The organism is Enterobacteriaceae endosymbiont of Donacia crassipes, assembly GCF_012569785.1.
Lineage (GTDB): Bacteria > Pseudomonadota > Gammaproteobacteria > Enterobacterales > Enterobacteriaceae.
Genome location: NZ_CP046202.1, coordinates 109409 through 125071, shown reverse-complemented (window position 1 = coordinate 125071; position 15663 = coordinate 109409). Strand labels below are relative to the sequence as shown.

Annotated in this window: 15 protein-coding genes, 1 tRNA gene and 1 pseudogene; 13 read left to right on the top strand and 4 right to left on the bottom strand. The window is 21.5% G+C overall.

What is annotated here, in order from left to right; all coding sequences use genetic code 11:
* The first annotated feature begins 168 nt into the window (after positions 1 to 168).
* From tkt to GJT95_RS00630, 4 genes are all read left to right on the top strand, one after another.
* On the top strand, positions 169 to 2178 hold the full coding sequence (gene tkt / locus GJT95_RS00645; protein WP_169785870.1) for a transketolase: 2010 nt from the start codon (positions 169 to 171) through the stop codon (positions 2176 to 2178).
* Between the two features lie 37 nt (positions 2179 to 2215).
* Positions 2216 to 3370, top strand: a complete 1155-nt coding sequence (locus GJT95_RS00640) for a phosphoglycerate kinase (protein WP_169785869.1) — start codon at positions 2216 to 2218, stop codon at positions 3368 to 3370.
* A 65-nt stretch (positions 3371 to 3435) separates the two neighbouring features.
* Entirely contained in the window at positions 3436 to 4515 is a 1080-nt protein-coding gene (fbaA, locus tag GJT95_RS00635; RefSeq protein WP_169785868.1) for a class II fructose-bisphosphate aldolase, read from the top strand.
* A gap of 63 nt (positions 4516 to 4578) precedes the next feature.
* Entirely contained in the window at positions 4579 to 5412 is an 834-nt protein-coding gene (locus tag GJT95_RS00630) for a mechanosensitive ion channel family protein (protein WP_169785867.1), read from the top strand.
* A gap of 40 nt (positions 5413 to 5452) precedes the next feature.
* Here the strand turns inward: GJT95_RS00630 and GJT95_RS00625 are convergent.
* Together GJT95_RS00625 and dnaQ are read right to left on the bottom strand one after the other, a co-directional pair.
* Positions 5453 to 5526, bottom strand: a tRNA-Asp gene (locus GJT95_RS00625).
* Between the two features lie 47 nt (positions 5527 to 5573).
* Entirely contained in the window at positions 5574 to 6299 is a 726-nt protein-coding gene (gene dnaQ / locus GJT95_RS00620; RefSeq protein ID WP_169785866.1) for a DNA polymerase III subunit epsilon, read from the bottom strand.
* Positions 6300 to 6337: 38 nt separating this feature from the next.
* On the opposite strand from dnaQ, the gene rnhA reads away from it, so the two are divergent.
* The 9 genes and pseudogenes from rnhA (at position 6338) to hisIE (ending at position 14037) form a co-directional block, all read left to right on the top strand.
* On the top strand, positions 6338 to 6811 hold the full coding sequence (gene rnhA / locus GJT95_RS00615) for a ribonuclease HI (RefSeq protein ID WP_169785865.1): 474 nt from the start codon (positions 6338 to 6340) through the stop codon (positions 6809 to 6811).
* A gap of 148 nt (positions 6812 to 6959) precedes the next feature.
* Complete coding sequence (gene hisG, locus GJT95_RS00610; protein WP_169785864.1) at positions 6960 to 7859, top strand: ATP phosphoribosyltransferase; 900 nt, start codon at positions 6960 to 6962, stop codon at positions 7857 to 7859.
* A 2-nt stretch (positions 7860 to 7861) separates the two neighbouring features.
* Positions 7862 to 9178: pseudogene (hisD, locus tag GJT95_RS02285) on the top strand (histidinol dehydrogenase); the annotation flags it as partial.
* Positions 9161 to 10252, top strand: a complete 1092-nt coding sequence (hisC, locus tag GJT95_RS02280) for a histidinol-phosphate transaminase (protein WP_246225737.1) — start codon at positions 9161 to 9163, stop codon at positions 10250 to 10252. The pseudogene hisD and the gene hisC, both read left to right, overlap by 18 nt.
* 22 nt (positions 10253 to 10274) lie before the next feature.
* Complete coding sequence (gene hisB / locus GJT95_RS00600) at positions 10275 to 11342, top strand: bifunctional histidinol-phosphatase/imidazoleglycerol-phosphate dehydratase HisB (protein ID WP_169785863.1); 1068 nt, start codon at positions 10275 to 10277, stop codon at positions 11340 to 11342.
* Entirely contained in the window at positions 11339 to 11929 is a 591-nt protein-coding gene (gene hisH / locus GJT95_RS00595; RefSeq protein ID WP_169785862.1) for an imidazole glycerol phosphate synthase subunit HisH, read from the top strand. The genes hisB and hisH overlap by 4 nt, the downstream gene beginning before the upstream one ends.
* A gap of 10 nt (positions 11930 to 11939) precedes the next feature.
* Positions 11940 to 12677: a 1-(5-phosphoribosyl)-5-[(5-phosphoribosylamino)methylideneamino]imidazole-4-carboxamide isomerase gene (locus GJT95_RS00590; RefSeq protein WP_169785861.1), complete on the top strand. Its 738-nt coding sequence runs from the start codon at positions 11940 to 11942 to the stop codon at positions 12675 to 12677.
* Positions 12659 to 13438 (top strand): imidazole glycerol phosphate synthase subunit HisF, encoded by a 780-nt coding sequence (gene hisF / locus GJT95_RS00585; protein WP_169785860.1) that lies wholly within the window; start codon positions 12659 to 12661, stop codon positions 13436 to 13438. Before GJT95_RS00590 ends, hisF begins: the two co-directional genes overlap by 19 nt.
* The gene (gene hisIE, locus GJT95_RS00580; protein WP_169785859.1) at positions 13432 to 14037 is read left to right on the top strand and encodes a bifunctional phosphoribosyl-AMP cyclohydrolase/phosphoribosyl-ATP diphosphatase HisIE; all 606 of its coding nucleotides are present in this window, start codon (positions 13432 to 13434) and stop codon (positions 14035 to 14037) included. The genes hisF and hisIE overlap by 7 nt, the downstream gene beginning before the upstream one ends.
* 80 nt (positions 14038 to 14117) lie before the next feature.
* Here hisIE and hslU read toward each other — a convergent pair whose 3' ends face one another.
* Together hslU and GJT95_RS02275 are read right to left on the bottom strand one after the other, a co-directional pair.
* A complete protein-coding gene (gene hslU / locus GJT95_RS00575) occupies positions 14118 to 15437 on the bottom strand; it encodes an ATP-dependent protease ATPase subunit HslU (RefSeq protein WP_169785858.1) in 1320 nt (439 codons plus the stop codon).
* 24 nt (positions 15438 to 15461) lie between these two features.
* Positions 15462 to 15663 (bottom strand): Ntn hydrolase family protein (locus tag GJT95_RS02275; protein ID WP_484488972.1); only part of this gene is annotated, 202 nt, incomplete at its 5' end.

The following is a 15663-nucleotide window of genomic DNA, read 5'->3' as shown; positions in this document are numbered from 1 at the left end:
TACTGTTATTATATATTTTTTTAAAAAAAATTCATATAAAATTAAAATTTTTAATTTATTAAAAATTTTAAAATTATAATAAATAGATTTTAAAACATTTTACGTATATATTCCTTTATATAAAGAATTTTTTATAAAATATTTTTAAATTTAGGAAAAATATATATTATGAATTATAAAAAAGATATAGTTAATGCTATTAGATTTTTAAGTATAGATGCTATAGAAAATGCTAATTCAGGACATCCTGGAGCTCCAATGGGTATGGCAGATATAGCAGAAATACTTTGGCGTAAGTTTTTAAATCATAATCCTAATAATCCTATGTGGATAAATCGTGATAGATTTATATTATCTAATGGACATTGTGTAATGTTACTTTATAGTTTATTACATTTAACTGGATATGATTTATCTATTTCTGATTTAAAAAATTTTCGTACATTATCTTCTAAAACACCAGGACATCCAGAGTTTAAATGTACTCCAGGAGTTGAAACTAGTACAGGTCCTTTAGGACAAGGATTAGCTAATGCTGTGGGAATGGCTATAGCAGAAAAAACATTATCTGCACAATTTAATAAATTAAATTTTAATATTATTGATCATTATACTTATGTTTTTGTAGGTGATGGATGTTTAATGGAAGGTATTTCACACGAAGTTTGTTCTTTAGCAGGAACATTAAAATTAAAAAAATTAATAGTATTTTATGATAATAATAAAATATCTATAGATGGAAACATTAAAGGATGGTTTAATGACGATACTAAAAAAAGATTTGAATCTTATGGTTGGAATGTTATATCTAATATAAATGGTCATAATTCTGAAAATATAGAAATAGCTATTAAAAAAGCTAAATCACATACAAATAATAAACCATCATTGTTAATTTGTAACACAATTATTGCTTTTGGTTCGCCTAATAAAGCAAATAAAAATATTTCACATGGTTCACCTTTAGGAAAAGAAGAAGTTTTATTAACAAAAAAATATTTAAAATGGGATTTTAAACCTTTCAAAATTCCTTTACATATATATAAAGCATGGGATGCAAGAAAAATAGGTGATATAAAAGAACAAAAATGGAAAAACATGTTTAAAAATTATTGTTATAAATTTCCAATTTTAGCAAAAGAATTTACAAGAAGAATTAATAAAATTCTTCCTTGTAATTGGAATATTGAAATAAATAAATTTATTTTAGAATTAAATTCTAATGATTTAAATTTGTCAACAAGACAAGCATCACAATTTATTTTACAAAAATATTCAAAATTATTACCTGAATTATTAGGTGGTTCTGCAGATTTATCTCATAGTAATTTAACAATTGTAGATAATTCTAAACCAATTAATAAATTTAAAGATGGTAATTATATTTATTATGGTGTAAGAGAATTTGGTATGACTGCTATTTCTAATGGTATTTCTTTATATAATGGATTTATTACTTATACAGCTACTTTTTTAGTTTTTTCAGATTATTGTCGTAATGCCATAAGAATGGCTTCATTAATGAAAATTAGAAATATAATGATTTATACTCATGATTCTATAGGGTTAGGAGAAGATGGGCCAACACATCAACCAATAGAACAATTATCTAGTTTAAGATTAATACCAAATATAAATATTTGGCGTCCATGTGATAAAATTGAAACAGCTATAGCCTGGAAAATAGGTATTGAAAATATAGAACAACCAACTGTTTTAGTTTTATCAAGACAAACATTACCTACACAACAAAGAAATAAAAAAATTATATCATATATATCATATGGAGGATATATTTTAAAAGATTGTATAGATCAAAATCCCCAAATTATATTAATAGCTACTGGTTCAGAAGTATCTTTAGCTGTTAAAATATATGAAAAATTATCTATTTTAAAATATAAAGTTAGAGTTATATCTATGCCCTCTACTGATATTTTTGATAAACAAAGCAAAGAATATAAAAATTATGTATTACCTAGTAATATAAAATATAAAGTAGCTATTGAAGCGGGATCTAAAGATTTTTGGTATAAATATGTAGGTTTAACTGGAATTATTATTGGTATGAATACTTTTGGATATTCTGCTTCTGGAAAAAAATTATTTAAAATATTTGGTTTTACTGTTGAAAATATTGTATTAAAAATAAAAAAATTTTTTAAATTATATAATTAATTATTTTTTTTATTAAAATATAGGAGTTAAATAACTTATGTTAAGTATTTTAGATTTAGATATTAAAAATAAAATAATATTGATTAGAGCTGATTTAAATGTACCAATAGATTCAAATGGTAATATTACATCAGATATTAGAATTAAATTATCATTACCTACTATTAAATATGCTTTAAGTAAAAATTGTAAAATTATTATAGCTTCTCATTTAGGAAATCCTATTGAAGGAAAATATAATGATTTTTTATCTCTTAAAAAAATAAGCATATATTTAACAAAAATTTTAAATCATAAAGTTATTTTAAAAAAACATTATTTAAATGGTTTATATTTTCAATATAATGAAATTATTCTTTTAGAAAATGTTCGTTTTAATATTGGTGAAAAAAGTAACAATGAAATATTAGCAGAAAAATATGCATCTTTATGTGATATATTTGTAATGGATGCATTTGCGACTGCTCATCGTATTCATTCTTCTACTTATGGTATTATTAAATTTGCAAAAAAATCTTGTGCTGGTCTTTTATTAATAAATGAAATACAAAATTTAACAAAATTTTTAAAAAATCCTTTAAAACCAATAATTTCTATTATTGGTGGATCTAAAATATCCACTAAATTTAATATTTTAAAAAAATTATCTACATTATCAGATAAAGTTATTGTAGGAGGTGGTATAGCTAATACACTAATTGCATTAAATAATAATATTGGTAATTCATTATATGAACCTAATGCAATTTTATTAGCTCAAGAAATAATACAAAAATACAAAAATATAATTATTCCTGTTGATTGTGTTGTTAGTACAACTATTTCAAATAATTCTTTAACACAAATAAAAAAAATTACTAATATTTTAAAAAATGAAAAAATTCTTGATATAGGAAATAAAACTATAAACATAATTCAAGATGAACTTAAAAAAGCTAAAACCATTTTATGGAACGGACCAGTTGGAGTATTTGAATTTAAAAATTTTAGAAAAGGTACTGAAAGTATTATTAATACTATTATTAATAGTAATGTTTTTTCTATTGTAGGTGGAGGAGATACATTAGCTGCATTAGAATTATTTAATGTTTTTAATAAAATTTCCTATATCTCTACAGGAGGTGGTGCTTTTTTAAAATATATAGAAAAAAATAAGTTACCTGTTACATCTCTATTAGAAAATATTTCATAAGATTAAATCTTATAATTAAGATTATAAAATATCTAATAAAAATTATAAAATGTAAAGTATATATTATGTCTAAAATTTTAAATTATATAAAACCTGGTGTAGTTGTTGGCCATGATGTACAAACTATATTTAAGATAGCTAAAAAACATAATTTTGCTATACCAGCTATTAATTGTATAAGTACTGATTCTATCAATATAGTGTTGGAAACTGCAGTAAAAATGAAATCTCCAGTAATTATTCAATTTTCAAATGAAGGAGCTGCTTTTATTGCTGGTAAAGGATTGCAAATAATTAATCCTAGATTAGCGTCCATAGTAGGTGCTATATCTGGAGCTAAACATGTTCATAACATTGCACAATATTATGGAATACCAGTTATTTTACATACTGATCACTGTTCAAAAAGTAAATTATTTTGGATTAATGATCTATTATATGAAAATGAAAAATATTATTCAAAACATAAAAAATCTTTATTTTCCTCACATATGATAGATTTATCAAAAGAATCTATTAAAGATAATATTAAAATATGTAGTGCTTATTTAAAAAGAATGTCAAAAATGCAAATGACATTAGAAATAGAATTAGGATGTACAGGAGGAGAAGAAGATGGTATTGATAATAGTAATTTAAATAAAAAATTATTATATACTGATCCTAATGATGTAAATTATGCATATGAAAAATTAAAATTAATCAGTTCTCAATTTATTATAGCTGCTTCTTTTGGTAATGTACATGGAGTATATCGAACAGGGAATGTACAATTATTACCTAAAATTTTAAAAAATTCACAAAAATTTATTAGTAAAAAACATCATCTTCATAAAAATCCTATAAATTTTGTATTTCATGGAGGTTCTGGATCTTCAATAACAGAAATTAAAAAAGCTATAAAATATGGTGTTGTTAAAATGAATATTGATACAGACACTCAATGGGCTACATGGAAAGGAATATTAAATTTTTATAAAAAATATAAATTTTATTTACAAAAACAATTAGGTAATCCAGAAGGAATAAATAAACCCAATAAAAAATATTATGATCCTAGATCATGGATTAGAGCATCACAAATTTCTATGAAAAAACGATTAGAAAGAACATTTAAAGAATTAAATGCAATTAATATATTATAAAAAATAAATTATTTAAATTATAAAAAAAAATACAAATTATTTTATACAATGGATTATTAAAATATGAATAAGTTTATCAGTGTATTAGATTTTATAAAAATGTGGATATTTAAAAATAAAATTTTTATTTTATATCAATGCGAACATTTTGCTCTAGCAGGTATGATTTTATTTTTTGGATTATGGAGTGTTAAATTTAGTACTAAAACTATAAGAAATGTTTTTACTAAAAGAAATATAGATCCCATTACTATTGGATTTTTCACAAATATTTTTAAATATAGTTTTATTATTTTTGTTATAGTTAGTGCTTTAAGTAGTATTGGATTACGAACATCATCAATTTTTGCTGCATTTGGAACTATAGGATTAGTAATAGGTTTAGCATGGCAGAGTGCATTAGCAAATTTAGCTTCAGGATTATTGATTATTACTTTTCGTATTTTTAAAGTAGGAGATTATGTTAATATAGGTAATGTAACTGGTAAAATAACTAATGTTGAAATTTTTTGTACTCTTTTTAAAACATTTGATGGTAATATTATATCAGTACCTAATGGTAAAATTTTAACAGAAAATATAGTAAATTTTTCAAAATCAAATGAATATCGTAATAAAATTACTTTAAGTCTTTCAAGAGAATTAATACAACATGATATTAATATAATTAAAAAAATTTTATTAGATACTATATCATTAAATGATAAAATAATAAAAAATTCTATTGTTAATGTTGTTGTTGATGGAATTACTAATAATTCTATTGATTTTAGTGTTTTTTTTTGGATAAATGATTTTATAAATAAAAAAGAAATCTGTTCAGATTTAATAAATATTATTAAAAATAATTTAGAATTATATAACAAATTTTGTGTTTTATGGATTAATAATGATTAATATAATATTCATTATGTTTTTATTTTAAATTTTAAATATACGGTGCGAACGGGAGTTGAACCCGTGACCCCCGGCGTGACAGGCCGGTATTCTAACCAACTGAACTATCGCACCATATTTTATATTATAAAATAATATATTATTATTATCAATAGTTTTTTTTATTTCCATAAAATAAAACCACATTTTTTTTTAATTAAATTTAATTTTAAATTATGTAATTTTAACTCTTCATTAGAAGCTTTTATAATAATTAATGTTTTTTTTTTTAAAACATTTTTTAAGTTATTAATATTAATTAAATTGTTTTTTTCTTTTAATAATTCTAATTTAAAATTATTTTGTTTAGTAGTCATAAATAAAAAAACATATGCTAAAAGTTTTGCATCTAATAAAGCACCATGTAAATTACGTTTACTTTTATCTATACCAAATCTTGAACATAAAGAATTTAATGAATTTCTTTTTCCAGGAAACATATTTCTAGCTATTTTTAATGTATCTTTAATTATACAAATATCTTCAATTTTAGGTAAATTATTTTTTAATAATGATAATTCATAATTTAAAAAATCAACATCAAATTGAGCATTATGAATAATAAGTTCTGATCCTTTAATATAATTTAAAAAATTATGTACAATTTTAGCAAAAATTGGTTTTTTAGATAAAAATTTATTAGAAATTTCATGAATCTTAAATGCTTCTTTACTTATTATTTGTTGAGGATTTATATATTCATGAAAATAATTTTTAGTAATTTTACGATTAATTATTTCTATAATTCCTATTTCTATAATACGATGTCCTATATAATATGGAGGAAATGAATTCATCCCAGTTGTTTCTGTATCTAAAACTACTTGACGTATATTTAATTTTTTCATATTTGTTATATAACTAATATTAATTTTAATAAAAAAATATGTATAAAAATATAAAAATTTTTACAGATGGTTCTTGTATAAATAATCCAGGTCCAGGAGGATGTGCTGCTATTTTACAATATCATAAATATGAAAAAATTTTAACTAAAAGTTTTTTTTTTACAACTAATAATAGAATGGAATTAATGGCTTCTATTATTGCATTAGAATCTTTAAAAAAAAATTGTAATGTAATACTTACTACTGATAGTAAGTATTTAAAAAAAGGAATTACAAAATGGATATATAGTTGGAAAGAATCTAATTGGAAACGTAATAATAAACAAAAAGTAAAAAATATTGATTTATGGCAAAGATTAGAATTATCTTTAATTAATCATAAAATTTCATGGAAATGGATTAAAAGTCATTCATTCCATATTGCAAATGAAAGATGTGATAAATTAGCTCGTATTTCAGCTAAAAATCCTATAGAAAAAGATTTCGGATATATAAAAAAAATAAAAAATTAAGTATTTTATATATTTATATGAATTTATATATAAACTATAAAAAATAGTTGTTATTTTAACATAACTTCTTTAAGTTTAAATTAACTAATTTATTTTAAAATTACATTTATGTTTTAAATTTAAATATTTTTAATAAAGGTACTTTGGTATGTTAGATAACAATCGTTTGCGTATAGCTATGCAAAAATCTGGTCGTTTAAGTAATGAAACTAGTAAACTCTTAAAGAGTTGTGGTCTTAAAATTAATCTACAACAACAACGGTTAATAGCTTTTGCAAAAAATATGCCGATTGATATCTTAAGAGTACGTGATGATGATATCCCTGGTTTAATTATGGAAGGTGTTGTCGATTTAGGAATTATAGGTAAAAATGTTTTAGAAGAAGAAGTATTAAATAGGTTATCTAAAGGTTATAATGCAAAATATAAAATATTACGTAAATTAAATTTTGGTATATGTAGATTATCAATAGCAATACCTATAAATAAAAATTATTTAGGATTAAAATCTTTACAAAATAATTGTATTGCAACATCTTATCCTAATTTATTAAAAAAATATCTTGATCAACATCATATTAAGTTTAAATCTTGTATGTTAAATGGGTCAGTAGAATTAGCACCAAGAGTAGGTTTATCTGATGCTATTTGTGATTTAGTTTCTACAGGAACAACATTAGAAGCAAATGGAATTAAAGAAGTAGAAGTTATATATAATTCTCAAGCCTGTTTAGTACAACGTTACGATAAAATCACATATTTTAAGCAAAAATTAATAAATAAATTATTAACTAGAATTAAAGGAGTAATTCAAGCAAAAGAATCTAAATATATTACTTTGCATATTTCAATAAAAAAATTAGAACAAGTATTTTTGTTGTTACCATATATAAAAAATCCAACTATTTTACCATTAGTAGGAGAAAAAGAAAAGATTTCATTACATATGATATGTAATGAAATCTTATTTTGGGAAAAAATAGAAAAATTAAAATTATTAGGAGCTAATTCTATTTTAGTTTTACCTATTGAAAAAATTATGGAGTAATAATGAATATTATAAATGATATTATTTATTGGAATAATTGTAATAAAAATTACAAAAAAAAAATATTATCTCGACCAATATTTTCCATAAATAACAAAATTAAGAATGATGTAAAAAATATTTTAAAACAAGTTATGGAAAATGGTGATAGTGCTTTAAAAAAATATAGTTTATTATTTGATAAAATAAAAATTAATAATTTACAAATTAGTAAAGAACAAATATTTAATTCAAAATTTCATATAAATTATGATATAAAAAATGCAATACAAAATGCATATAATAATATTTATAAATTTCATAAATATCAAATTACAAAAAAAAAAATAATTGAAATTATACCTGGAGTATTTTGTAGTCAAATTTTTCGTCCTATACCTAAAATAGGATTATATATCCCGGGAGGAATGTCTTCATTATTTTCTACAGTATTAATGTTAGGAATTCCAGCACAAATAGCATTATGTCCTAATATTATTTTATGTTCTCCTGCTCCAATTTCTAAAGAAATTTTATTTGCTGCTAATTTATGTAATATAAAAAATATATTTCAGATAGGAGGTGCACATGCTATAGCAGCTATGGCTTATGGGACAGCATCTATTAATAAAGTAGATAAAATTTTTGGTCCCGGGAATATTTATGTTACAGAAGCAAAAAAACAAGTTAGTAATAATACTACTTTTTTTAATAAAATTTCTATAGATATGCCAGCTGGTCCATCAGAATTAATGATTATAGCAGATGAATCAGCAAATTATAATTTTATTATAGCAGATTTATTATCACAAGCAGAACATGGTATTGATTCACAAGTATTATTAATAACTACTGAAGAAAAAATTGGAAAATTAGTTAAACAAAATCTTTTTAAACAATTAGAAAAATTACCTAAAAAAAATATAATAATAAAATCTCTTAACAATAGTTATATTATAATAGTAAATAATATGAATGAATGTATTAATATAGTAAATGCGTATGCACCTGAACATCTTATTATCCAATGTAAAGATCATAAAAAAATTTTATCTAATATTATTAATGCAGGTTCTATTTTTTTAGGTAATTGGGCTCCTGAATCAGTAGGAGATTATGCTTCTGGTACTAATCATGTTTTACCAACTTATGGTTATGCTTCAACTTATTCTTGTTTAAGTGTTTCTGATTTTCAAAAAAAAATATCTGTACAAAAATTAACAAAAAATGGTTTATTAAATATTGCTTCTACAGTAGAAATTATGGCAAAAACAGAAAATTTATTAGGTCATAGTAATTCTGTAATAATAAGAAAAAATTTTATAAATCAACAAAAACAAAAAATTAAAAATATTAATCAAATAGTTAAAAAAAATATTTTAAATTTAATTCCATATCAATCAGCAAGATTATTATATAAAAATAATATTAATAATAAAATTTTATTAAATGCAAATGAATCCCCTATTATTTCATTGTTTTCTATTAATAATAGAATATTAAATAGATATCCAGAACAACAACCTAAAAAATTACTTAATGCTTATAGCAAATATATTAATTTAAATAATGAAAATATTTTAATTACTAGAGGAGCAGATGAAGGTATAGATATAATTATGAGGACGTTTTGTGAAGAACACGATAAAATTTTATTTTGCCCTCCTACATACGATATGTATCGTGTTACTGCTAATATATTAAATATTAAATATTTAATAATTTTTAGTATAAAAGATAATTGGAAAATAAATTTTAATAAAATTAAAAAAAATCTTAAAAATATTAAAATTATTTATTTTTGTAATCCTAATAATCCTACAGGAAATATTTTGAATCAAAATGATATAATAAAATTATTAGAATTAACAAAAAATAAAACAATAATTGTTATTGATGAAGCATATATTGAATTTTGTATAGATCAAACTATGATTTATTTTATAAATAAATATGAAAATTTAATTATATTAAGAACTTTATCTAAAGCATTTGGATTAGCAGGTTTACGTTGTGGTTTTATATTAACAAATAAATATATCATAAACATATTACTCAAGGTAATTGCACCATATCCAATATCTATACCCGTTTTAGATGTTGCAATCCAAGCTTTAAATAAACAAAATTTAATTATTATGAATAATAATGTTAAGACAATAATAAATAATAAAAAATGGTTAATAGATAAATTAAATAATTGTAATTGTGTAAAAAAAATTTTTACCAGTACAACTAATTTTATCTTAGTAAAATTTAATAATTCAAACAATATTTTAAATTCTTTAAATAAAAACAATATAATTGTACGAAATCAAAATCATGAAAAAACATTAAATAATTGTTTAAGAATTACAATAGGGACATTTGATGAATGTAAAAAATTATATTTTATATTACAAAAAATATCTTAATTAATTTTATAAGAAATAATTTATGCTTAAAAAAATACTTTTTATAGATAGAGATGGTACTTTAATATCTGAACCTAAAAATAATTTTCAAATTGATCATATTAATAAATTATTTTTTGAAAAAAATGTTATCATTACATTATCAAAACTAAAAAAACTTTCTTATTTATTTATTATGGTTACAAACCAAGATGGTTTAGGTACTGAATTTTTTCCATATGAATCCTTTAATATTCCTCATAATTTTATAATTAATATATTTAAATCACAAAATATAAAATTTGAAAATATTTTTATTTGTCCTCATTTTTCTTATGAAAAATGTATATGTAGAAAACCACATACAACAATGTTAAAACAATATTTAAATAATACTCTAGATAAAAAAAATAGTTATGTTATAGGAGATCGTATAACTGATATAGAATTAGCTAATAATATTGGTATAAAAGGTATTTTATATAATAAAAAAACATGTAATTGGATAGATATTTTAGCTAAATTAACACCAATAAAAAGATATGCTACAATAAAAAAAATAACAAAAGAAACTACAATATATGTAGAGTTATTTTTAGATACAATTGGTAAAAGTAATATTAATACTGGAATTAATTTTTTAAATCACATGTTAGAACAAATAGCAATACATGGTGGTTTTATTTTAAATATTTATAGTAATGGAGATTTATTTATTGATGATCATCATACAATAGAAGATATTGCAATAGCTTTAGGAAAAGCTTTTTTAAAAGCTATTGGCAATAAAAAAGGTATTAATAGATTTGGTTTTCTATTACCCATGGATGAATCATTAGCACAATGTTCATTAGATTTATCTGGAAGACCATATTTACAATATGATGTAGAGTTTAAGTATCAAAAAATTGGAGATTTAAGTACTGAGATGATTAAACATTTTTTTTATTCATTATCTTATTCTATGTTATGTAACATATATTTAAAAGTAACTGGAGAAAATGATCATCATAAAATTGAAAGTTTATTTAAAGCATTTGCTTGTTCTTTAAAACAAGCCATAAAAATTGAACATAATATAATTCCTAGTTCAAAAGGAGTTTTAAATTGAAAATTGTTATTATAGATACATCTTGTGGTAATTTTTGTTCTTTAAAATATACTATAAAAAAATTAGGATTTAATTGTAAAATTACAAATAATCAAAATTTAATTTTAAATGCTGATAAAATTTTTTTACCGGGAATAGGTTCTGCTAAATCTATAATAAAAAAATTAAAAAAAGATAATTTAATTCGATTAATTCAAAATTGTAAAATAGATGTTTTAGGGATATGTTTAGGAATGCAAATATTAGGTAAATATAGTGAAGAAAATGAAGGTATTTTAACATTAGGAATTATAGATTATTCGGTTCATTTAATGAATAATAAATATTTTCCTATCCCTCATATGGGGTGGAATAAAGTGAATAATATTATTAAATCACCATTATTTGATAAAATTAAAAAAAATTCTTATTTTTATTTTTCACATAGTTATAATATATGTATAAATAATTATACAATAGCTACAACTACTTACGAAAAAACTTTTAGTTCTGTTATCCACAAAGAAAATTTTTTTGGAGTGCAATTTCATCCAGAAAGATCAGGAACTAATGGTATTCGATTAATTAAAAATTTTTTAAAAATGTGAAATTATAAATATGATTATCCCAGCAATTGATTTAATAAAAGGTAAAGTAGTAAGATTACATCAGGGTAAATTTAATTTAAAACGTGAATATTTATATAAACCTATATTTTATATAAAAAAATATATTAAAGAGAATGTTCATAAAATTCATCTTATAGATTTAGATGGTGCAAAAGATCCTAATACAAAACAATTAATTTTATTAAAAAAAATTTTTAAATATCAGTTACCTGCTATACAAATTGGTGGAGGTATAAGATCTCAAAAAGATATAGATTTTATTTTTAATTTAATACCTAATTCTCAAATTATATTAGGATCTATTATACAAAATTTTGAAAATGTACAAAAAATATTTAAATTATATAATCCATTATCTATTATTTTAGCTTTAGATATAAAATATAATCAAAATAATAAAAAAATAATTTTTATTAACGGATGGCAAAATAAAAGTAATATAATTTTTGAAGATATTATAGAAAAATTTTTACATATAGGTTTAAAATATGTTCTATGTACAGATATTTCACGAGATGGAACTTTTTTAGGACCAAATATAAATTTATATACTGAAATAGTTAAAAAATATCCTGAAATATCTTTTCAAGCTTCAGGGGGTGTATCTTCTTTACAAGATATTATTAATTTAAAAAATACTGGAGTAAAAGATGTAATTATAGGAAGAGCATTTTTAGAAAATAAATTTACTATTCAAGAGGCTAATTTATGTTGGCAAAAAGAATAATTCCTTGTTTAGATGTAGATAAAAATGTAGTAGTTAAAGGAAAACAATTTAAAAATCATCAAATTATAGGAGATATTTTATCTTTAGCTAAAAAATATGATAAAGATGGTGCTGATGAATTAGTGTTTTATGATATTACTGCTTCAATTAATAAACAATTAGTTAATAAAAAATGGATATCGGAAATCTCTAAAATTATTAGTATTCCAATTTGTGTTGCAGGAGGAATTACATCTATAGATGATGCTGCTAAAATATTACATTTAGGAGCTGAAAAAATATCAATTAATACTCCTGCATTAAATAATCCTAATTTAATAAATCAATTATCTCAATATTTTGGTAAACAATGTATTGTTATAGGAATAGATTCTTGGTATGACAAAAAAACACAAAAATATTATGTTTATAAATATACTGGTGATCAAAAAAATATAAAAAAAACAAATTGGGAAACAATTGAATGGGTAAAACATGTTCAAAAACTAGGAGCAGGTGAAATAGTTTTAAATATGATGAATCAAGATGGATTATGTAATGGTTATGATATAAAACAATTAAAAAAAATTAGAAAAATTTGTAAAATACCTCTAATTGCATCTGGAGGTGCAGGTACTATAAATGATTTTTATAATGTTTTTCATAAAAAAATAAATGTTGATGGTGCTTTAGCTGCATCAGTATTTCATAAAAATATTATTAATATTAAAACATTAAAAAAATTTTTATATAAAAAAAATATTGAGGTAAGAATATGTTAAATTTATTAAATAGTTTAGATTGGATTAAAACAAATGGATTAATTCCAACTATTATACAACATAAAATTTCTGGTCAAGTACTTATGCATGCTTATATGAATAAGGAATCTCTTTCTATTACTTTAAAAACTAAAAAAGTTACATTTTTTTCTAGAACTAAAAATAAAATATGGACTAAAGGTGAAACAACAGGTAATTTTTTATATGTAAAAAAAATTGCAACTGATTGTGATAAAGATACACTTCTTATATTAGTTATTTCAATAAATAATACATGTCATTTAAATAAATATAGTTGTTTTAGAAAAATAGTATCTGATTTTACTTTTTTATATATATTAGAAAAAATTTTAGATAAAAAAAAGAATTTTTCCATAGAACCTTCATATACTTATAAATTATATCAAAGTGGTATAAAAAGAATTACGCAAAAAGTAGGAGAAGAAGCTATAGAAATTATCATTGCTGCAAATGATAACAATAAAAAAGAAACTGTAAACGAAACAGCAGATTTGATTTATCATTTAATAGTTTTATTAAAAGTAAAAAACATTAATTTGAAAGATGTTATTAAAATTTTAAAAACAAGAAATTCTTAACTAAAATAATTTATTAGTTAAATTTTATTTTAAATTTCTAAAATTAAAAATAAATATTTATTAATTTATTAATATTAATTTTATAAAATATATCTACTAATATCTTCATCAATAATTAGTGAATCAAGATGTTGACTTACATAATTTTCATTAATAATGATTGATTTATTATTATATTCATTAGCATTATAAGAAATATCTGACATTAAATATTCAAGTACAGTATGTAATCTTCTAGCTCCTATATTTTCTGTAGTTTCGTTAACTTTCCAAGCAGATTCTGCTATTTTTTTTATACCATCTTTAGTGAAAATAATATTTACTTTTTCTGTAGCTAATAAAGCTTTATATTGAACAGTTATAGATGCATTAGGTTCTATGAGAATTCTTTCAAAATCATTACTAGTTAGTGCTTTTAATTCTACTCTAATAGGTAATCTTCCTTGTAATTCAGGTATTAAATCAGAAGGTTTTGAAATTTGAAATGATCCTGAAGCAATAAATAAAATATAATCTGTTTTAACCATACCATGTTTTGTTGATACTGTACATCCTTCAACTAAAGGTAATAAATCTCTTTGTACTCCTTCTCTAGAAATATCAGATGATACATTATTACTTCTTCTACAAATTTTATCTATTTCATCTAAAAAAACTATACCATTTTGTTCTACAGCTTCTATAGCTTTTTGTTTAATATCTTCATTATTAACTAATTTATTAGCTTCTTCTTCTATTAATAATTTAATTGCATCTTTAATTTTTAACTTACGTTTTTTTTGTTTATTTCCTCCTAAATTTTGGAATAAAGATTGTAATTGACTAGTCATTTCTTCCATTCCTGGAGGCGCCATAATTTCAATACCCATAGGGGTACTAGATAAATTAATTTCAATTTCTTGATTATCTAATAATTTATTTTTCAATTTATCTTTTAATTTTTTACGAATAGATTCAATATTATCATCTTTATTCCAATTATTTTTATTAGGTATCAAAACATTAAGGATTCTTTCTTCTGCCATTTCTTTCGCTCTATAACAATTTTTATTAAATGCTTGTATTCGTATCATTTTTATTGCAACATCAGTTAAATCACGAATAATAGAATCTACTTCTTTCCCAACATAACCAATTTCAGTAAATTTAGTTGCTTCTACCTTTATAAAAGGTGCATTAGCTAATTTTGCTAATCTACGTGCAATTTCTGTTTTTCCTACACCTGTAGGACCTATCATTAATATATTTTTAGGTGTTACTTCTGATCTTAAATTTTCATCTAATTGCATACGACGCCAACGATTTCTTAAAGCTATTGCAACTGCTTTTTTTGCACTTTCTTGTCCAATAATAAATTTATCTAATTCATTTACGATTTCTTTTGGGGTCATTTCAGACATAGTGAAAACTTTCCTCATACTTATTTATTTAGATGGTAATTCTTCAATAGTAAAATTATGATTAGTATATATACATATATCTCCAGCTATTTTTAGAGATTTTTTTACTATTTCATATGCATTTAAATTAGTATTTTCAAATAAAGCACGAGCTGATGCTTGTGCATATGGACCACCAGAACCAATCGTTACTATATTATTTTCAGGTTGTATAACATCTCCACTG